Raw genomic sequence first — 20,930 nt, 5'->3', positions numbered from 1 at the left:
GGTGAGAAAATTGAAAAAAAAAATTGGTATTGTTGCTGATTCCTCTTCAGGATTTTCAATTAAAGATTTAAAAGAAATGAATATTGGATTTTGTCCATTATTAATCACTTTTAGTGATGATACAACTATTACTGATGACCCTAACATTCTAAAGGATGAAGAATTCTATAATAGAATAGTTCATGAAAAACAATCTGCCAAAACTTCGCAAACACCACTTGGTCAAATGAGTATAATTTGAGAAGATGCTTTAACTAAATTTGAAAAGATTATTTTTATTCCTTTATCAAAAGGGTTATCAGGTCAATATAACACTGCTACTATGTTATCAAAAGAATCTAATTTTAAAGATAAAGTTTTTGTTTTTGATAGTAATGGTGTTTCAGTTATTAACTGACTATTAGTTAAAAAAGCATATCAAATGTCACTTAACGAAAAAAATAATGTTAATGATATTATAGAAGCACTAAAATTAATAAGAGATAACTATATAGCATTTATTTTACCTTATGATTTAAATTATTTAGTTCGTGGTGGTAGAATTTCAAAATCAGCAGCAGCCTTAGCTACTATGTTAAAAATAACTCCAATTTTATCTTTTGACGGAACCATTGATAAATTTGATAAAACAAGAACATGAGATAAAGCTATTAAAAATACTCTTAAAGAAATTAATAAAAATAAAAAAATAGAAAGTATTACTCTTTTTTACATTATTCATGCTTTTGCTGAGGCAAAAGAAATAGAAAAAGTTACAAAATTTGTTAAAGATTATGGCATTAAAAACGTCAAAACTATTAATTTAGCAAATGTAATTTGTGCTCATACAGGAATTGGAACCTTCAGTTTTGTTGCTTTTAATTTAGATAAAGATAAATTACCAAAATTATAATAATAAAAAATTCACTTTTATGAGAAACATTTAAAAGTGATTTTTAATAATGGCAGGGGTGGCAGGACTCGAACCCACAACACTCGGATCTGAAGGCCGATGTTCTACCATTGAACTACACCCCTAAAATATTTAATTTAAATAGTACATGTTCAATTTTACGCGAAAGAAGTTTTAAGTTCAATTAAAATTTCATTTTTTTTATTTTTAATTCACATTTATCACAAATTCCATGAATTTCTAACTTATAATGTGAAAAATAAAAATTATTTTTAATCGCTAATTTTTCAAGTTTTTCTTCTTGTAATGGTGAAATTTGTTGTTTATCTTCGAAAGAGGCATGAATAATTTTATTACAAAAATTACAAATAATATGAACGGTATTTTCTGATAGTTCATAAATTATTTGTTTTCCTTCAAAAACATTAGCATGAATAATATGTTCTGTCATTAATAAATCAATAGTATTATAAATACTCATAATATTAATATTATCATTACCTTCTTTTGTTAAAAAACTAATAATATCATTAATACTAACATGTTGCTTAAGCGTTAATACTTTAATAACTGCTTTACGAACATCAGTTAAACGATAGTCTTTATCTTTCAACTTTTGGATAATATTTTCAAAATTTTTATTCATACTAATCTCCTGATAAAAGATAATCTTACTTTTTTTTATTTTCTGCTGATTCTAATCTCTCAATTTCATTTATTAAATCTTGAACTGTTTTTGTTTGTAAATCCAGTAATTTATTATCATCAATTTTTACATGATGCTCTTCTTCTAATTTAAGAACAATCATTACTAATCCAAGAGAGTCAATTTTTACATCTTTAAATTTAGTTTTCGGTGTAATTTTTTCTTTAATCTCTGGATAATCCTCTTTAACAATTTTATGAATTTCACTTAAAATATTCATAAATTCACTCCTAATTTAAATCATTTTTATTAATAGTTATACTTAGTATAACATAGAGCATTAAATTTTATTTGTTATTTTAAAATATCATTCTAAATAATCTAGTTTTAAATTAGTATTATATTCAACTCATACAGCATTATTTAAAATATTAAAATGAAAAATAAAATTATTAATTTTTCATTGTGGAAATGTTTTAATAATTAACTTTAAAAATATGTATTGAAATAAATCTTGATTAAATTGTATTTTATATATAATCTGTGACTGATTTGCTAAGATAGTACTATTTTTATCTAAAATAATTGTAATACTTTCATTTAATTTTTTAATATCAATAGCTTCTACAACTATCTCTGGATTTAAATTTTCTTTTTTATCATCTACGGTCTCTAATTCTACATCATATTCTTTTACCATTTCATTTAAATTTTTATTAGTTGAAAAATTTTTGATAATAAAAAATAATATAATACTTAATGTAATAGTGATAGTAATAATTAAAATGCTAATTTGTAACTTACGTATAAACATTTTATACATTTATTTGACTATGTATTAAATACTTATAATCAATAAAACTAAAGTTATCACTACTATAAAATTTTAATATTTCATTGTAAGTTAAACTAAAATTAGTAGCTGCCACTCAATTTTCACTATTATTTCTTATTAATTTTTTAATAAAAATAGAATGATATGGACCACCAATAATTGATTCACTACTTTCTTCAATAAATTTTAAATTAATATCATATTTAAAAAAGGTTTGAAAATAAAATGGAATATTTATATTAAAGTGAAAATCTTCAAATCTTGGTAAGTCAAATTGATTTTTTCCTATTTCATCATTCAATACTATTTTATTTACAATGCTATTATAAATAGTGCTATAAAATTCTAAATAATATTCATCAATATTTTTTTTATTACGTAATAAAAAAGCTGGTATTTTATTATTTTGATAAAATTTTGATAGATTTTCATTAATATTTAATGATGTATTTTGTTGTAAATCAAAATTATTATTAAATATTAATATTTTACGTAATATTGTTTCTTTATCATTATATCAATCTTTTACTTTTGGAAAATGCGATACTAGATAACGTTTTATTTTTATTGGCACTATATTTGCAGTATTAATATTATTACCAGAAAACTTAAAAACCTCATCTAATCTTGATTTTCCACCAACTATCATGTTCTTCATAATCGTTTTAGAAAAAATATGATAAAATCCTTTATCAGAGAAATTTGTCGTTAAAATAATGGGATTTTTAATTTCTAAATTAAAATTTGTTGTAATAAACATTTTTGGTTTAATTTGTAATTGATACTGTGGATTACTATTAAAATAAAAACTAAGTAATCCATAATTATGTTTATTATTAATATGACGAATTTCCTTTATAAATTACTAGGTTTTTTACAATTAAAACTATAATTTAAAATATTTACATTATCTTTTTTAATTGCTATTGCTGGTAAAATTATCTTATAAGTTTTCATAACCATATGCAAAAAAGAAATATCAGCATATGGACCAAGTTTATTATTTTCAAGTAATTCTAAATATGAAGAAGTAAGAAATACTCACTTAATTGATTTAGATATCACAAGTTGTCCACTTGCTTGCTTAATACTACTATAATTCAAATCATATTGAAACGTTACATCGTCAAGTAATCCTTCACTTGGTTCTTTGTTAATATCAAAATCATAACTATATGCTTCTACAATTTGAAGTTCAATATAATAATAACTGCTTTTTTGCAAAGTTTGGATCGGAAAGCCAACCACTGTAAATCTTGGAATTAAAAATAATTCTTTTTCATAAATGGGGCTGTTTTTTACATCACTTGTTAAATTCATCTTTTGTTCTAAAAAACTACGCGAATTCAATAAATCAATGCTATTAATATTCATTTTATATCCTTAAATTAAATATAAGTATAAAAAACGCTTAATAGCCGTTTTTTCTAATTTTTCATATTCTTTGATATGATAATATTTTTTTCATCAATTTTTATTTGATTTAACTAAGAACGTTCTAATAATATAACTATATTCATTTTTTGGTAATAATGCTAAAACTGTATCAACAATTTGCACATGTTTTTCATAATTTTTTAAATCCTTATTTATCACTATCTTATTAGCATAGTGAACACTATCCTCTTTCAAAACATAATTTTCTTTAAAATTATTATTTGCTAATGTTAATTTTGCTTGTTCATATTTAACAAAAATAGCAGCAATTAGTTGCTTATCAGCACTTATTTGTTCTTTCATTATTATCACCTCAATAATAATTTAAAAACAAATAATTATTTTTCCTATATTTTATTTCTATTTAACTTACTAATTTTAATATGATCTTGCAAAATAAGTTCAGACACTATTAGGAGTTTGACACTTAAAACAATTACTTGGTTTTTTATACGGTTCTAAAGGAATACAACGTGATGTTGTACCAGTTAAACTTTTAATTTCTTCTTCACACTTTATTTGATCACAAAAAGGTACAATAAAGAAACCTTTATGAATTTTAACTAATTTATGATATTCATTAAAATCTGTTAATTCTTTTAAACTTGTATTTAATTTTTTTTGTGAACTATTAAATAAATCTTTATTTAATTTATTTAATTGATTAATAATAGTTGTTACTAATAATTTTTCATTATTAATTTCAACATCAATAGTATCTAAATTATGACGTAAAATTAATTTAATTACTTGGTTTTCAATTTCTTGCTCACCAATTGCAATAGTAATTGGAATACCTTTAATTTGACTTTCACTTTTCTTATAAGAAAAACTTTTATTATCTTCATTTATTAATACTCGGAAATGAGAACTTAAAATTTTAAATATTCTTTCAACAGTTATTTTAACTTTATCACTTTTAGGTGATAAATTTAAAAGCATAATCTGATGCGGTGCAATTGTAGATGGCAATACTAAACCTAGATCATCGCTATGTGCCATAATTAAAGCACCAATTAATCTTGTCGATACACCTCATGATGTTTGATATCCTAATTCTTGTTTATTGTCTTTATTGCTAAATTTAATATTAAATACCTTTGTGAACTCTTGGCCAAAATAATGACTAGTACCGGCTTGTAATGCTTGTCCATCTTGCATCATAGTTTCAATTGTATATGTCATTTTTGCCCCAGCAAAACGTTCGTGAATTGTTTTTGCACCAACAATAACTTTAATTGCTAATTGTTGTTCAACAAAATCAGCATACAACTTAATCATTTTTAATGTAAAGTTTTTTGCTTCTTCATCGTTATTATGCATTGTATGTCCTTCTTGTCATAAAAATTCACTAGTTCTTAAGAATGGTTTTGTATTTTTTTCTCATCTAACAACATTGCATCATTGATTATATAATAATGGTAATTGTTTATATGAACTAATTATTTTTGAAAAATGACGACAAAATAAAACTTCTGAAGTAGGACGAATAATTAGTTCCTCTGATAATTGATTATTTCCAACTTTAGTTACAGTTGCACATTCTGGTGCAAAACCCTCAATATGATCTTTTTCAACTTGAAATGCTTTTTGACTAATTAAAAGTGGTAACATTGCATTTTCAATATTTAAAATTTTAAATTTTTGATTTAATAAATGTTGAATATTTTCTCAAATTGCATATCCGCGAGGACGAAAAATAATGGTACCGGCTGCCGAACCATTTTCTGCACCATAATCACAAAGTTCTGCTTGCTTAATAACATCAGTATATCATTTGGCAAAATCAATCTCTCTTGCTGTAATATTTTTATTCTTTGCATTATTCATAACGATCTATTCACCTTTCGTTGATTGACTTTTATGTCATTTCCAATAATTTGGATAATTTAAAGCATCTAGCACTTTATTTGCTTGTTCTGATTCTAATACTTTTCCTAGTAAATAGTCAACCTTTAATCCTTTTAAAACAATAATTTCAGGAACATTAATAATACCACGAGCTAAAATATTTTTAATACCTAAAATTCTTAAATAATGCAAACAAATAATAACATCAATATATTTACTAAAACTAAAAGTAACTTGTTCTAATAAATTAGAAGTTAAAACTACATAATTAGGCTTAAAATGATTAATTAATTTAAAATTATCAATATGACGTAAATCATGAGTAAAAGAAATTTTTATTTTATTACTACGAATAGTTTTAATAATTGAATCATACTTATTCCAACTATTAATTTCACCAATATCTTGAAAATCAAAAATTAAATCACAATTTTCAAAAAGATTTTTTCTCTTATTAACGAGAGCAATCAACTTTGTTAAAATAGTTTTATCTTGTAACTCAATTAAACTAACAGGAAGAATAAGGTTTTTTTCTTGTTTTAATTTCGCAAATTTTTCAAATGTTTGAATAAATAAAGGTTCATTTACTTTTCATCACAATCCTGAATCTTGAATATTACGCATCAAAACAATAAACGAAACATAATAAGAGTTTTTAACAAAATTTCATCAAGCATAGTAACAATTTGGCTCATTTGAATTATCACTTTTATACACTGGTCTAATACTAACACTTAATAATTTTTCCATTTGCTCTGATTGTAGAAGCGAATAATGATTATAATCAGGATAATTTAAAATATCATTTGTCTTCAATTTAATTTCAATTAAGTCTCTACTTTGTACTACTTCTAATTGATTCTTATCAATAATTTTATTATATAATATATAGACATTTGAAGCATCAGTTTTTACTGAAGCATAAACACATAATATTTGACTTTGAATCTGCAAATAACTACTTTTTTCTACTAAATTACGTTTAATATAACTATTTATTTTTTTTTGGAATCGATATAAATTTATTTTCTTATTTCTAGAATAAATTAAAAACTGACCATCATAATATTTACAAATAATAGTATTATCTAATCCTAAAGTTATTTTACTATAATATGAAATTAATAACTCCATTCGTTCAATATTATTAACAGTTAAAATATTTTCTAATGCTAAATAATTTTTTATTTTTATTAAAATCATATATTCAAATTGACTATTTATTTTTTCATTATATTTTTTTTGACTAAAATTATCTAAAATAGTTTGCACAAAAACTGACTTTACCACTGTTAACTCATTTTGTTGTAAAATAATTGCTTGTGAAATAGCAAAACGATTATAACGAATATTACTTTGCATTTGACCATACAAAACTTTATTATTATTATCAAAATAATTAATTGATAAATCATAAACAATAACTTTACTTCCTAATTGAAAGGAAACCGAAAAATGACACGGCTCAAATGGAACTTTATTCACTAATAAATCTTGAATAAAAATTTCAATTTTTACTTTAGTTTTACGATTCATCATTGATTTAAATACAAACAATGAAATTCTTTTTTTACGATTTAAAACTTCTAAGCGTTCAGAAAAAGTAATAATTTCATTTTTTAAATCAATTTTCAATGGAACTAAACTTAACAAATCACCATGGATAACATTATAATATTGATTATTACGATGATTTAAACGCATAAATAAAATAATTATTATTGTCATAAAAGGAATTAAAGCAATAATTACAATTGCAGATCAACGCATAATTTTACCTCCATTTAATCAGAGCCTAAAGTAATATTACCATTATTTCCTTGGAAAAGTTTTAACTTTAGTCTTTGATTATCAATATATAATTTAGCTAAACGAAACATTTTGCGATCTTTAACCAAAATTCAATCAATAGCTTCAACAGGAATTGCTTCATATATTTGAACACGATTAGTATCAACATTTAAACCTCAATCTTTAACAGTGTTTTGAAATAATTTATGAATATCAACAGAAATAATAGCTATTTTATTAACATCAACATTTTGCTCTGCACATCACTTTCAAAAAAAATGACGTGTTGAATTACCTAACTCTAATTCTAAATAAGTAGCATGTTCTAAATAAGTTCAAACAATATATTCTTGCTTTGGCAATAATTTAATTTGTGAAGAAGGTTTAATTCCTTGTTCTAATATTAATGTAATGTTACTAACATCAGTATAAAAAAATAAGTTAAAAATATTTTTATTTTCTAAATGTTTAATAATTTTAATAGTTGATCTTCTTCTAAAATTTAAAAAAATATTATTGCGCTTTTTATTATTCGTTAAAGTAGAAGATTTATTAGTTTTTTTTTGTTTTTTAAACCTATTAAAAAAAGGAGTTTTTTTTTCATTGTCTTCTGATAATTTAGAAATATCCAAATTAGGTTGATTTTCATCACTAAAATATTCTTTAATTTTTTTAATTCGTCGACTTCAACCCATAAATTATGACCACCTTATTATTAATATTTACCTAATTATACTAAATTTTTTTAAAATAATGGTGCTAAAATTCTAAGCAATAATAAAAATACACCCCGATAGGCAAAACTACGATGTAGTAGTGGATTACTAATAATTAAACTAGAATGAATAAAATCTTTTTCAAATGAAGCAGATAAATCACTATTTGTTTTACTATCATAAACAATTACTAAAGTTTGATGATCTGAATAAAGACTACGATAATCAAGATTAGTTGAACCAATAATAGTAATATCATCATCAAAAATACCAGACTTAGAATGGTTAAAAACATTATTATATTCATAAATTTTAACACCTGACTCAATCAATGAATCATAATAAGTTCTTGACATATCTAATGATAAAAATTTATCAGTAATTCCGGGTAATGATAATCTAACATCAACACCAGAATAAGCACTATTACGCAATGCAGTAATTAAATCGCTAGTTGGAATTAAATAAGGAGTACTAATTCAAACTCGCTTTTTAGCATTACTAATAAATTTAATAAATAAATCTTTTTGAATTGTTTCTTTAGTAATCGGTCCATCATCAATTACTTGGACAATAATATTATTTTTAATTTTTATTTCAGATTTTTCAGCACTAATATCAAGAATATTACCAGTAATAAAATGCCAATCTTGTCTAAATATTAAATCAATTGATTTAACAGCTTCCCCAACAATTCTAATTTGGGTATCTCTTCAAAAGCCATACTTTGCAGAAAGATAAATATAGTTATCTGCTAAGTTAACTCCACCAGCATAGCCAATATTCCCATCAATAATGATATCTTTACGATGATTACGAAAATTATAATTTCCTGTCATAAATGGTAATCTAACTGGTGAAAATTTATGAATAATAATTCCCATTTTTTTCATTTTTCATATTTTATATTTAGATAAACTAAAATATGAACCAACAGCATCATAAATCATATAAACTTTAACTCCTGCTTCAATCCTTGCTTTTAAAACATTAATAATTACTTCTAATAGTTCCCCTTCACCAAGAATAAAATAATTAATAAAAATATAACTTTTTGCTTGTTTTAAATCTTCAATTAATTTAACAAATTTATTAGGACCATTATTTAAAATTTGAACATCAGTATTATTATAAAATGGTCGATGAGAAATTCTTGTTGTATAGTTAAATAAAGATAAAGTATCATCACTCAAAGTTATTTTTTTTGATTCTAAAATTGAATTAGCAAAAGTTCAATCTTCTTGGGTATAAAAATAACTATTTGTTTTTAAATAAGCTTTTTGTTTTCGTCGATAACGATAAGGACGACCAAAAGTTCAATATAAAAAAATACCGATGATTGGCAAACATAAGGTAACCATAATTCATGATAGTTTTGCATCTTGCATACGATTGGTAATAAAAATAATAATACCAGTTAAAATAGTTAAAGTAATAATTATCATCAAAATAATTCATGAATATTTAATATAATTAAATATAACGAAAACTATTGTTGCAATCAAAGCAATATATAAGATTAATGATAAAAGTAAGTTTACTCGTTTACGCATGATTTCTCCTTAATATAAAGAGTTCTTTATTAAATTATATCTAATTATTAATAAATTTATTATTTAAAAGTAAAAAAAAGCAATTAATGCTTTTTAAATAATGGCGGAATGGGAGAGATTCGAACTCTCGCGACAGTTTCCCGTCCTAACTGATTAGCAATCAGTCCTCTTCAGCCTCTTGAGTACCACTCCAAAGTTATAATAATTATTTTTTTTACAATTATTATTATAACTTTAATTTTAAAATTTACTATGTATTTTTTAATTTTTTTTTAAAAATCCTATATTCCAAAATAAAATTTCACTATTTTTTAAATTAAATAAATAATATATTACTAAATTTGTTACAAATTTATTTATTACTTGAAACCACTATTCAATAATCTAATTAATTTATACAACACAAACATTGCATTGATAATTTTCACTATCCTCTAAAACCTCTTGACGAATACGAACATAATAAATTGATGAACAACCTTTTTTAAAGGCTCTAATATAAGCTTTATTTAAATCACGAGTTGTCGCTTTATCAGTAATAAATAAAGTTAAAGAAATTGCTTGATCAACGTGTTGTTGTGCTGCTGCTACAATATCAATAATTGGATTAGGGCCTAATTCATATCCACCTGCAGTGTAATATGCTAAATTATTATCATCAATCTTATAAGCAGGAACATAAACACGACCTAATTTCCCTTCTTTTCGTACCTCAACAGGAGCAACTACCGGTTGTAGACTTGGTGTACATGAAGATAAATAACTAATTGAACCAGTGGGTGCTACTGCCATTAAATGTGAATTAGCCAATCCTGTTTCTTTAATTTTTATTACTAATTCTTTTCATTGCTTCTGAGTTGGAATCATAATGTTATATTTTGCAAATAATTCTTGTATTTTTTTTGTTTCAGGAGTTCATTTATCTGACTGACATTTTATATATTTATCAAAATATGAACCATCAGCAAATTTTGAATTTTTAAATCCACTAAAACTTCCAAATTTTAATGCTAATTTATTTGAAGCACTAAAAGCATGATAAGCCATAACATAAAAGAAAATATTAGTAAAATCAATTGCTTCTTTTGAATCATAAAAAATATGATTTGTTGCTAAAAATCCATGTAAATTCATAGCGCCTAAACCCAAAGCATGATTTTTTTTATTTCCATATGCAACTGATGGAGCACTAGAAAAATCACTACTTCTTGATACGTGATCTAATGAATGAATTGCTTGAAAAATAACCTCACCAAATTCACTTCCACTTTCCATTACTTTTGCAATATTAATACTTCCTAAATTACAACTAATATCTTCACCAATTTCTTTAAAACTTAAATCACTATTAAATTCACTAGCTGTACTTACTTGAATAATTTCACTGCACAAATTACTCATAACAATTCTACCAGGATGAGCATTATTTTTATTTACTGTATCATCAAATAATAAATAAGGATATCCACTTTCAAAATGTAATTCAGCAATCATTTGAAATAATTTGCGAGCACTAATAAAATTTTTACTAATATCAGGGTTTTTTAACATATTATAATACTCTTTAGTAATAGAAATATCTGTCATTGCTTTACCATAAACTTTTGCAATATCATAAGGACTAAAAAGTGCCATCTGTTCATTATTTTTTGCTAATTCAAAAGTAATATTAGGAATAACTACTCCTAAAGACATTGATTTAATACGAATTTTTTCATCTGCATTTTCACGCTTTGAATCTAAAAATAACATAATATCTGGATGATGAACATTTAAATAAACTGCCCCAGCACCTTGTCTTTGACCTAGTTGATTAGCATATGAAAATGAATCTTCAAGAATTTTCATAACCGGGATAACCCCTGTTGCTTGATTTTTAATATTTTTAATTGGCGCTCCAAATTCTCTTAAATTTGTTAAACACAAAGCAACTCCACCACCACGTTTTGATAACTGTAATGAAGTAGTAATAGCTCGAGCAATTGATTCCATGTTATCTTCAATTCGTAAAAGATAACATGAAGTGTATTCACCTCTTTGTTTTTTCCCTGCATTTAAAAATGTGGGAGTAGCTGGTTGAAATCTACCAGACATAATTTGTCTTAAAATTTTACTAGCATGTTCAATATTACCATCAGCAAAAAATAAACTATTCATAACAACTCTATCTTCATAATTTTCTAAATATTGTTTACCATTAAAACTTTTTAAAGCATAAGAATTATAAAATTTTAAAATACCCATAAAACTTGTAAACTGATAATTAAAACTGTATGCTTCATTTGTTAATCGTTCAATTTCCGTAATTGAATATTTATTAATTATTGTTTCATCATAATATTGATTTTTTACTAAATATTCTATTCTTTCTTTAACGGTTTTAAAAAGCAATAAATTTGGTTTAATATGATTTTTCATATAAGATTGTGCTGCTTGCAAATCAAATTGTGCATTATTAGTAGTTTTTGCTCTAGCATTTAAAGTAACATATTCATCACTTTCTAAAGTTCCAGATAAAGTATTTATTTCATTAGTATTTTTTTTATCTTTATCTCAAAAATCTACTAATATATTTTTTATTGTTGATACATCATTTTGAGTTCCTAATAATTCAAATTGAAATAATAGTGGGACATTTAATTTTTTTGAAAGAATTGGCCCAGCAATTGCAAAAGTATCACCAAAATTAGTATTCCCCGACGCAATAACACCACGACAAAAATTACGATTTTGCTTATTATTTAAAAATTTAATTACCTGTTTAGGAACTGCCCCTTCTTTAATATCACCACCCCCACTATATGTTGGTGTTATTAACACATAATCTTTATCAACTAAAATTTCCTCTTGTAAATCGTGAGGAATTCTTGAATTTAAAACCTCTAATTTTTGAATAAAACGATGAGTATTATTTGACAAAGAAGAAAAATAAACAACATGAATTTTTCCTTCTGGCTTTAATATTTTTTGGTTTGAAACTTTTACAACATCATTATGCATTTTTTTACTCCTTTAAAATTAAAATTCTCAATCTTCATCTTGCGTTTCTACAGTAATGCCCATTACATAAGATGAACCATTACCTGAAAAGAAATCGTGATTTTCATCAGCTCGAGCTGATAATTGATTAAAAATTTCCGGTTTAATTCTTGTTTGTTCTTCACTAAAAGGTGAATCATATCCTAAATTTTGTAAAAACTTACCAGCATTATATAAACTAAACTTAATAGCGTCTTCAGCTAAATTAAATTCTTGATATAATTCTGTCAAATATTGCTTTTCTAAATCAATTAATTTAAACAATAAATCAAATACAAATTTTTTCATTTCTTCTTGTTTTTCTTTTGGTAACTTTTCAACTTTTCTTTGATATTTATAGCCACTATAATAATTATGAATAACTTTATCACGTAAAATTAATCTAATAATATCTGAAGTATTAGGTAATTTACTACGAGCAGATAAATAAAATGGTAAATAAAAACCACCATATAATAAAAAACCCGGCATTAAAGCGGCAGCTACTTTCGATTTTAAAGGATCATCACTTGTATAATAAGGAATTAGTGCACGTGCTCTGGCTTGTAAACTTTCATTATTAATTACTCACTCATGAGCAGATTCAATCTGCTCACTAGAACATAAAGTTGAAAAAATTGTTCCGTATGATCGAGCATGAACTGCTACCATAAAAGCAAAATTTGTATAAATAACTTGTTCATGATCAGTTAAAGAATTAGGTATTTGTGCAATATCACCAACCGTTGCCTGAATTGTATCTAATAAAGTTAAACCTGTAAATGTTCTTGTTATTAACTCTTGTCATTTTGGATTTAATGTTTTTCAAGAAGTCAAGTCATTAGAAACAGGAATTTTTTCTGGTAACCAAAAATTTTGAGTAATACGATTTCAAACTTCTAAATCTTTTTCATCATTGATTACATTTCAATTTACAGATCGCATTTTTCCATTAAAATTTTTCATAATATACTCTAATGGTGACTGTGATTGTTGAAAATATTTGTTATCTTTTGCCATTTATTATTACCCCTCTACTTAATTAAACAACTAAAACATCCCCTATATTATATAAAGGATGTTGTCATTATTAAAAATTACTTGATTAAAATTACAAATATTAAAAAATAAAAGTAATTATTAAAAATAATCATTAATTCACGCCCAGGAATATAATATCACTTAAAAAATTAGACCGGTCTACTGGCTTAGCTTCATTTTACTTGTTACCCTTCTCAAAGTTTTATCTTCAATGGTTTTGTAACGTTCATCAACATCACAGTTGCTGGGGCAGCAAAGAATTCTCATCTTTTTCCCGAACATCTAAAGTTCCTTGTTATTTAGTTGTATAAATATTCTACTACAAGAAAAACAATTTTGGTAATTTATAAATACATTACTATGTATTTTTTTAACCTCAACTATTTTAAAATTATTCTTAATTTTTTTATTATGAAAATTTTCATTTTAATATACAAAAATAATTTAATATATTTTACTATTGTTTTTTAAAGTAAAAAAACATTAATCTTTATACTTTATTTGTTAATAATTTTTTTCAACTTTTTGTAATTGTTTAATAAAATCATTAATAGTGCCGTTATTTTTAACAATAAAATCAATATCTTTATTTAAAATTAAATATTTTTTTTGTTGATTTAATAGTGAAATAACTTGTAAATCATTAACATTATCACGTTCTTTTATTCGTTGGATTTTTTTATCTTCCTCAGCCTCAATTAAAAGAATTTTATCAACTAATAAATTTAAATTTGCATTAAATAATACTGCACAATCAATAACAATTAATTCTTGGTGTATTTTATTACGAATAATATCTTCTTCAACAATTTTTACGATTTTTGGTCAAATAATATTTTCTAATTTACGTAAAATATGAGGGTGTTGAAACGCTTCATACCGTAATTTTATTTTATTAATTGTTTTATCACTATTAATAAAAGTATTACCGAATTCATTAATTAATGCTTTTTTTGTTTCTTTTAGTGTATAAATATGTTTAACAACTTTATCAACAAAAATAACATACGCACCTTTATTTTGAAAAAAATTTGTAGCGGTTGTCTTACCTACTCCCGCTTCACCAATAATACCAATAATCATGAGTTCACCCTTACTTATGTTCAATTTGATAACTTGCAAGAATACCAATCATTGCTGCATTATCAGTACAGTATTCTAATTTTGGAACAATTATTTTTAAATTTGGATATTTATTTTTTAAATCTAATACTGCTAATCTTAATTGCTGATTAGCACTAACTCCTCCTGCTAAAACTAAAGTTTTTGGATTATTTTTTTTTAATGCTAATTCAATTTTATTAATTAACACTTGAATAACTGTTGTTTGAAAAGAAGCTGCAAAATTATTAAATTGTAACTTACCTTTTTCTTTATTTATCAAATTAGCACATGCTGATTTTAAACCACTAAAACTAAAATCTAAACTATTATCATTTTTAGGTAATGGTAATTTATAAGTTGGCTTTCCCAATTTAGCACTTCGTTCAATTTCAAGACCACCGGGATATTTTAAACCTAACATTCTTGCAACTTTATCATAACATTCACCAACAGCATCATCTAATGTTTGACCAAGTATAGTGAAATTTAAATGTTCATTTGCCAACATCAACTGTGTATGACCACCACTAACTAATAAACCAAGTACTGGAAATTCTCATTCATTATTAATTAAAGAAGCATACAAATGTCCATACAAATGATTACATGGAAGCAATGGCTTTTCTAAATAAGCAGCAATAGTTTCTGCTATAATTTTACCTACGTGTAAACAACTAGCAAGACCAGGAGTATTAGTATAAGCAATAAAATCAATATCCATAATTGAAATGTTAGATTTTTCAATTGCTGTTTGTAAGACAGTAGCAATATTTTCACTATGAGCTCGTGCTGCTAATTCTGGAACAACACCACCATATTGTTGATGAAGCTTAATTTGTGAAGCAATAATATTACTTAAAACATTTTTATCTTTAATAACAGCAACACTAGTTTCATCACAACTAGTTTCTATTGCTAAGATTATCATCAATATCCTCTTCTTTATAATAAGCAACTGCTGATTCTAAAGCTAAAATCATCATTTTTTTAAAACTAGTTTCGCGTAATGTTGCTGAAATTGATTCACCGGTAATAAAAGAATCAGAAATTGTTAATAAACAAGCAGCATTTTTTTCTAAATGTTTTGCATTAGCAAATAAAGCAAAAGATTCCATTTCTACTGCTAAGCATTTGCTAATTAAAGGATTAGTTTTATAATCATTATCATTAATACGATAAAATACATCACTTGAATGAATTAAACCTGATCTTAAATTTATTTTTTCACTTACTATATACGAAGAATTTTCATTTTTTTGCTGATCAAATTCATTATCAATTTTTTGTGCCACTTTATTAATAATTTTGCTAATATTACCAACAGATTCAATTTGATTTTCATCAATATTAGCAGCATATTTAGCGAAAGTAGATTCACTATATACTTTAGTAGTATTAATAATATCATAAACTTTAACATCTTTTTGATATGAACCAGCACTACCAACACGAATAATACAGTCAACATCATAAAATTTAAATAACTCATATGAATATATACCAATTGAAGGCATACCCATACCACTAGCAGCAATAGTAATATTATATCCTTTATATTTTCCAGTAAACATTAGCATATTACGAACATTATTTACTTGTTTTCAATCTTGTAAAAAATTAGAAGCAATGAATTGAGCACGTAATGGATCGCCTGGCATAATTACTACTTTTGCAATTTGATCACGAGCAGCTTTAATATGAGCTGTTGGAATTTTTTCTTTATTTTCCATATATTCTCCTTTTTTTAAATAATAATAGTTATTATAATATATTGTTAATTTAGTAACAACATTAATATTTTTAATGACTGGTTTTTTATTTTAAAAATTAAATTTAATTTTATAACTTTTCATACTAATTAAAGAAAATAAAAAATAATCTAAAAAAGTTTAATCAACACCTTTTTAGTTTTTTTAGTATAATTTACTAAAACTAAATAATGTTTAGTTTATAAAAAACTCATTACTTTATTTTAAAGTAAATGAGTTTTTATTTTAAAAAGGTGGGAAACATAAATGTTTAAAAATTTAACTAAAGGAAATAAAAAAGAAATAGAAGAATGCCAAAGAAAAATGAAAAATTCTTCTGAAAATCAAAAATATTTACAACAAAAAATATATTTTGAATGAGAAAAATTAGATAAAATAAATTGGATAACAGAAGCAGAACGAGTAGTTGAAACAAATAATACTATAAAACCATTAGAACAAAAATTACGAAAAGAAGAAAAAAAATGAATAAATAATTATAAACAAATAGAAGTAATAAAAAATAGACCATATTGTCAAGAAGAAAGAAAACAACGAGAAGCATTAAAAAGTCAAGAATTTGCAAAATTAAAACATGTACGTATGAATGAACCATCTATTTATCATGATGGAACTTTTGGTATAGTGGAATGGCAACCCTTTTTAGGACTATTTTTTGGTAGACATTTGTTTTTGATAACTAACTGAAGTTAGGTAGTTTAAAGTGCTGTGAATTCTTATGTTGTTATATCAATTGATGTAATCAAATAATTCTAATTTTAATTGGATTAATGATGTAAAATTTTTATCATTAATAAATTCAATTTTGAAAGTTTTAAAAGTTGCTTCAGCAACAGCATTGTCATAAGGACATCCTTTTTTGCTTAAAGATCGAGTTATTTTGAAAGCTAATAAAAGTTTATCAATAGTTTTATTATTGAATTCATTACCGCGATCAGTATGAAATATTTCAATATCTTTTAAACAGTGATTTGATTGCATAAATGCTTGATATACTAATGATGCAGGTTTTTTAACTCCAACACTATGTCCAATAATTTCGCGGTTAAATAGGTCGATTAATAGGCAAATATAGTTTCATTTACCATTAACTTGAACATAAGTTAAATCACTAACAATAACTTCATTTTTAATTCTATTATTAAAGTTTCTATTAACAAGATTGGTTATTTGACTATCATTGACTTTATTATGATAATTTTTGAATGATAATTTAGTGTATTTTGATATTAAATTATGCTTATTCATAATTTCTTTAATTTTTCTGCGTGATAAATAAATTTCTTGGTTTGCTAGTATGACTTTTAATCTTCTAGTACCATAAACTTCTTTATTTTCTTTAAAAGCACTAATAACAGCTTGTTCATAAATATTATTTTGAATTTTATTTTTTTTCTTTAAATTAAAATAATATGTTGATTTAGAGAGTTTTAAAAAATGACACATTGTGCGAATTTTATATTTAGATTTATTATTTGCAATAATCTCTACTTTCTGCCTATTATTAGTGCTGCTTGCTTTAAAATATCAATTTCCATTCGTAACTGTTTTAATTCTTTATTTGCTTGAATTAATTGTTTTTCTAAATCTGAAAGATTATCTTTAGTTTTAAAACTACCTGAATTAGTAAATTGCTTAATTCAATTGTAAGTAGCTGCTCTTGTAACATTGTATTCTTTAACAAGGCAAGATACTGATTTGCCACTTTGATATAAAGCTACTATTTGTTTTTTAAATTCATCTGAATATGAGTTAATAGTGACCATAATTATAATTCCTTTCTTTTAACTAATTTGTTCACTTGTCTATGTAATTAGTGTCCAATAAAGTGTAACCCATCCAGTTTTATGGTGCTTCAGCATTTAACCAAGACCTTTCAACATGAAATACTTCTAATGTAATATATATGAGTTGCATGTTTTATGGTGCTTCATCATTTAACCAAGACCTTTCAACCTGAAATGTAGAAAAAGTAACAGAGCATAAACATTTTAGTCTTAATTCAGGAATTGATAATTCTAATAAATTACCAAAATTTAAAAACTAAAAATTTTTTCCTAATATTTATATAAAAATATCTTTGTATTTTACAAAGATATTTTTATTTCTATCATAAACTAAACACTTATTGCATTTATTTTTAAACGACTTAAAATATAATTAACTTCTTAAGTTTAAGAAGTTATTGGGGAAAAACAAAAAAAAGGAGAACTTAATGAAAATATTAATCAAAACATTAAGTGTTTTAACACTTGCAACAACCACAGGAAATTTAACGAGTTTCTTAAACTCAACTATACAAAAAAATAATATTACAACTAACTATATTCAAAATAAAACTCAACAAGACACAATTTATATTGACAAAGATGGCAAACAAATAACAACTAGTGAAAGAGATTTGTCAAATATAAATAGTAAAGAAGTTATTCAAATTGGATTTTTTAAAAATAATCAACAAATACAAGTAGTAACAATGCCAGAAACTATTGAAAAAGTTCCAAAACAATTACCACCAGAAATAACATCCTTGAGAGAAATGTTCATAAAAGCCAAATCATTTAATCAAGATATTTCAACATGAAATACTTCTCACGTGACAGATATGGCTTATATGTTTTATGGTGCATCAGTATTTAACAAAAATATTTCATCTTGAAATACTTTTAATGTAACTGATATCAGTTACATGTTTACACGTGCTTCAGCATTTAACGAAAATATCGGAAACTGAGATACATCAAAAGTAATAAACATGAGTAGTATATTTTTTGAAGCAACTTCATTTAACCAAGACCTTTCAACATGAAATACTTCTAATGTAACAAATATGAATAGTATATTTAATGGTGCTTCAGCATTCAATAATGATTTATCAAAATGAAATACATTAAATGTAAAAAATATGCATGCTATATTTTGTAATGCCACTGCATTTAATAAAGACCTTTCAACATGAAATACTTCTAATGTAACAAATATGAGTTCAATGTTTTATGGTGCTTCATCATTTAACCAAAAAATTCTAAATTGAAATACTTCTAATGTAACAAGTATGGATTTTATGTTTTATAATGCCACTACATTTAACGAAAATATTTCAAAATGAAATACAAAAAATGTAACAAACATGAATTCAATGTTTTATGGTGCTTCATCATTTAACCAAGATCTTTCAAAACGAAATGTAAATAAAGTAACAAGTCATGAAGAATTTGCTATTGGTTCACAAATTGATAATTCTAATAAATTACCAAAGTTTAAAAACTAAAATCAAAAATTTTAATAAAAAAGTAATATCTTATTGACATTAAATAAATAAAAATGTCTTTAAATTTTTAAAGACATTTTTATTAAACTCATTTATTAAACAATATTATCAATTTACAAAGATAAATCTTTTTTAATAAGAAAATAATTTCCTAATGGAAATAAACCAAGAGGTACTATTAACATTATTGGATATTGTCAAGCAAAATCTAATGCTCTAATAGAAAAAAGTGGTGCTTTTGCTACTTCTGTAACACCGGGAGCAGGTGTTATATTTGGAATATCACCAAACTTAAATGGAGAATTTAATAAAGAAGCAATTGTCATATATTTAAAATATTTAAGGTACTCAACTTCAGGAATAAAAGAGAATAATGTCATTGTTTGAAATAAAATAAATACCGTTGAAATACCTGTTGCTACTGAAAGAGAAATAACTGACTTATTAAAGTAACTAATAAAAGTTCAATTAATTGATGCTCAAAGTAAAGCCAATAATATTAACCCCAAATTATATAAAACAAGATATCCAAATTCTTGAAGTTTAAAATCTTGAAATCTAATTGGAAAAATAATTAATTGAAAAACAAAAGCCGAACCATATAATATTAATATTGAAGAAAGCAAAACAAAAAGTTTTGAATTTAAAATAGTTTTTCTAGACATTGGCATTGTTAATCATGAAGCTAAATAACATTTATCAATTTCTTTAGAAACTAAAATATGATTTAAAATTAAACTAAAAGAAAAAATTAATATTAACCCCGGAATACCAAAAAAAACAAAATTAAGATAAGTCATGCCACCTAATCCACCTAAACCTGATACTCCATGTTCTTCGCCAATGAATGTCATAGTTGGAGCAAGATAATCTTGTGTTAAAATGGGAACTATTAAAATACATAAAATTATAAAAAATAATATTAATGGAATTTTAACATTTTTAAATTGTGATTTAACAAATCTAAAATTAATCATTAAAATTTACCTCATCCTTATAAAATTTA

Annotated in this window: 21 protein-coding genes, 2 tRNA genes and 1 riboswitch; of the genes, 4 read left to right on the top strand and 19 right to left on the bottom strand. The window is 24.2% G+C overall.

From position 1 onward, the window contains the following. The first annotated feature begins 10 nt into the window (after positions 1 to 10). Entirely contained in the window at positions 11 to 892 is an 882-nt protein-coding gene (locus AACK94_RS01035; RefSeq protein ID WP_338974073.1) for a DegV family protein, read from the top strand. A gap of 50 nt (positions 893 to 942) precedes the next feature. On the opposite strand, the gene AACK94_RS01030 is transcribed toward AACK94_RS01035, so the two are convergent. From AACK94_RS01030 to AACK94_RS00950, 17 genes are all read right to left on the bottom strand, one after another. Beyond that, a tRNA-Trp gene (locus AACK94_RS01030) sits at positions 943 to 1,017 on the bottom strand. Positions 1,018 to 1,076: 59 nt separating this feature from the next. Beyond that, positions 1,077 to 1,538, bottom strand: a complete 462-nt coding sequence (locus AACK94_RS01025; protein ID WP_281748950.1) for a Fur family transcriptional regulator — start codon at positions 1,536 to 1,538, stop codon at positions 1,077 to 1,079. Positions 1,539 to 1,563: 25 nt separating this feature from the next. Beyond that, on the bottom strand, positions 1,564 to 1,818 hold the full coding sequence (locus AACK94_RS01020) for an acyl carrier protein (RefSeq protein WP_281748951.1): 255 nt from the start codon (positions 1,816 to 1,818) through the stop codon (positions 1,564 to 1,566). 60 nt (positions 1,819 to 1,878) lie between these two features. Next, complete coding sequence (locus AACK94_RS01015) at positions 1,879 to 2,361, bottom strand: hypothetical protein (protein WP_338975853.1); 483 nt, start codon at positions 2,359 to 2,361, stop codon at positions 1,879 to 1,881. Beyond that, complete coding sequence (locus AACK94_RS01010) at positions 2,354 to 3,031, bottom strand: hypothetical protein (RefSeq protein ID WP_338975852.1); 678 nt, start codon at positions 3,029 to 3,031, stop codon at positions 2,354 to 2,356. Before AACK94_RS01010 ends, AACK94_RS01015 begins: the two co-directional genes overlap by 8 nt. 197 nt (positions 3,032 to 3,228) lie before the next feature. Further along, positions 3,229 to 3,747: a hypothetical protein gene (locus AACK94_RS01005; protein WP_338975850.1), complete on the bottom strand. Its 519-nt coding sequence runs from the start codon at positions 3,745 to 3,747 to the stop codon at positions 3,229 to 3,231. Between the two features lie 9 nt (positions 3,748 to 3,756). Next, a complete protein-coding gene (locus AACK94_RS01000; protein ID WP_338961069.1) occupies positions 3,757 to 4,113 on the bottom strand; it encodes an MG284/MPN403 family protein in 357 nt (118 codons plus the stop codon). Between the two features lie 75 nt (positions 4,114 to 4,188). Continuing rightward, complete coding sequence (gene proS, locus AACK94_RS00995; RefSeq protein WP_338975848.1) at positions 4,189 to 5,640, bottom strand: proline--tRNA ligase; 1,452 nt, start codon at positions 5,638 to 5,640, stop codon at positions 4,189 to 4,191. 6 nt (positions 5,641 to 5,646) lie between these two features. Further along, on the bottom strand, positions 5,647 to 7,431 hold the full coding sequence (locus AACK94_RS00990; RefSeq protein ID WP_338975847.1) for a hypothetical protein: 1,785 nt from the start codon (positions 7,429 to 7,431) through the stop codon (positions 5,647 to 5,649). A 14-nt stretch (positions 7,432 to 7,445) separates the two neighbouring features. Further along, on the bottom strand, positions 7,446 to 8,147 hold the full coding sequence (locus AACK94_RS00985; protein WP_338975845.1) for an acetyltransferase: 702 nt from the start codon (positions 8,145 to 8,147) through the stop codon (positions 7,446 to 7,448). Between the two features lie 50 nt (positions 8,148 to 8,197). Then, positions 8,198 to 9,721, bottom strand: coding sequence for a cardiolipin synthase (cls, locus tag AACK94_RS00980; protein WP_338961075.1), 1,524 nt, complete (start codon positions 9,719 to 9,721; stop codon positions 8,198 to 8,200). Positions 9,722 to 9,822: 101 nt separating this feature from the next. Further along, positions 9,823 to 9,913: transfer RNA gene (locus AACK94_RS00975), tRNA-Ser, on the bottom strand. 201 nt (positions 9,914 to 10,114) lie between these two features. Beyond that, the gene (gene nrdE, locus AACK94_RS00970) at positions 10,115 to 12,721 is read right to left on the bottom strand and encodes a class 1b ribonucleoside-diphosphate reductase subunit alpha (protein ID WP_338975843.1); all 2,607 of its coding nucleotides are present in this window, start codon (positions 12,719 to 12,721) and stop codon (positions 10,115 to 10,117) included. Positions 12,722 to 12,739: 18 nt separating this feature from the next. Beyond that, positions 12,740 to 13,759, bottom strand: a complete 1,020-nt coding sequence (gene nrdF, locus AACK94_RS00965) for a class 1b ribonucleoside-diphosphate reductase subunit beta (protein ID WP_252319910.1) — start codon at positions 13,757 to 13,759, stop codon at positions 12,740 to 12,742. 156 nt (positions 13,760 to 13,915) lie between these two features. Further along, positions 13,916 to 14,081, bottom strand: a riboswitch (cobalamin riboswitch). Between the two features lie 203 nt (positions 14,082 to 14,284). After that, complete coding sequence (gene coaE / locus AACK94_RS00960; RefSeq protein ID WP_338975842.1) at positions 14,285 to 14,863, bottom strand: dephospho-CoA kinase; 579 nt, start codon at positions 14,861 to 14,863, stop codon at positions 14,285 to 14,287. Positions 14,864 to 14,873: 10 nt separating this feature from the next. After that, on the bottom strand, positions 14,874 to 15,812 hold the full coding sequence (gene tsaD / locus AACK94_RS00955) for a tRNA (adenosine(37)-N6)-threonylcarbamoyltransferase complex transferase subunit TsaD (protein WP_338975841.1): 939 nt from the start codon (positions 15,810 to 15,812) through the stop codon (positions 14,874 to 14,876). Then, on the bottom strand, positions 15,787 to 16,614 hold the full coding sequence (locus AACK94_RS00950; RefSeq protein WP_286642056.1) for a purine-nucleoside phosphorylase: 828 nt from the start codon (positions 16,612 to 16,614) through the stop codon (positions 15,787 to 15,789). Before AACK94_RS00950 ends, tsaD begins: the two co-directional genes overlap by 26 nt. A gap of 285 nt (positions 16,615 to 16,899) precedes the next feature. Here AACK94_RS00950 and AACK94_RS00945 point away from each other — a divergent pair, with 285 nt between their 5' ends. Continuing rightward, positions 16,900 to 17,346, top strand: coding sequence for a hypothetical protein (locus AACK94_RS00945; protein ID WP_338975840.1), 447 nt, complete (start codon positions 16,900 to 16,902; stop codon positions 17,344 to 17,346). On the opposite strand, the gene AACK94_RS00940 is transcribed toward AACK94_RS00945, so the two are convergent. Further along, positions 17,302 to 18,419 (bottom strand): IS3 family transposase gene (locus AACK94_RS00940; RefSeq protein WP_422397392.1). Its coding sequence is split into 2 segments (ribosomal slippage): positions 17,302 to 18,149 and positions 18,149 to 18,419, totalling 1,119 coding nucleotides; the frame shifts between segments, so codons are not numbered across the junction. The two genes, AACK94_RS00945 and AACK94_RS00940, sit on opposite strands and share 45 nt — an antisense overlap. A 71-nt stretch (positions 18,420 to 18,490) precedes the next feature. On the opposite strand from AACK94_RS00940, the gene AACK94_RS00935 reads away from it, so the two are divergent. Next, a complete protein-coding gene (locus AACK94_RS00935) occupies positions 18,491 to 18,700 on the top strand; it encodes a BspA family leucine-rich repeat surface protein (protein WP_338976302.1) in 210 nt (69 codons plus the stop codon). Positions 18,701 to 18,868: 168 nt separating this feature from the next. After that, positions 18,869 to 19,924, top strand: a complete 1,056-nt coding sequence (locus AACK94_RS00930; protein WP_338975837.1) for a BspA family leucine-rich repeat surface protein — start codon at positions 18,869 to 18,871, stop codon at positions 19,922 to 19,924. A 113-nt stretch (positions 19,925 to 20,037) separates the two neighbouring features. Here the strand turns inward: AACK94_RS00930 and AACK94_RS00925 are convergent, their stop codons facing one another. Beyond that, complete coding sequence (locus tag AACK94_RS00925) at positions 20,038 to 20,901, bottom strand: ABC transporter permease (RefSeq protein ID WP_338975836.1); 864 nt, start codon at positions 20,899 to 20,901, stop codon at positions 20,038 to 20,040. Positions 20,902 to 20,930 lie beyond the last annotated feature (29 nt).

The sequence above is a fragment of the Spiroplasma endosymbiont of Monopis laevigella genome (assembly GCF_964019975.1).
Classification (GTDB): domain Bacteria; phylum Bacillota_I; class Bacilli_A; order Mycoplasmatales; family VBWQ01; genus Spiroplasma_E; species Spiroplasma_E ixodetis_A.
This window is presented reverse-complemented; position numbering and strand designations above follow the sequence as displayed.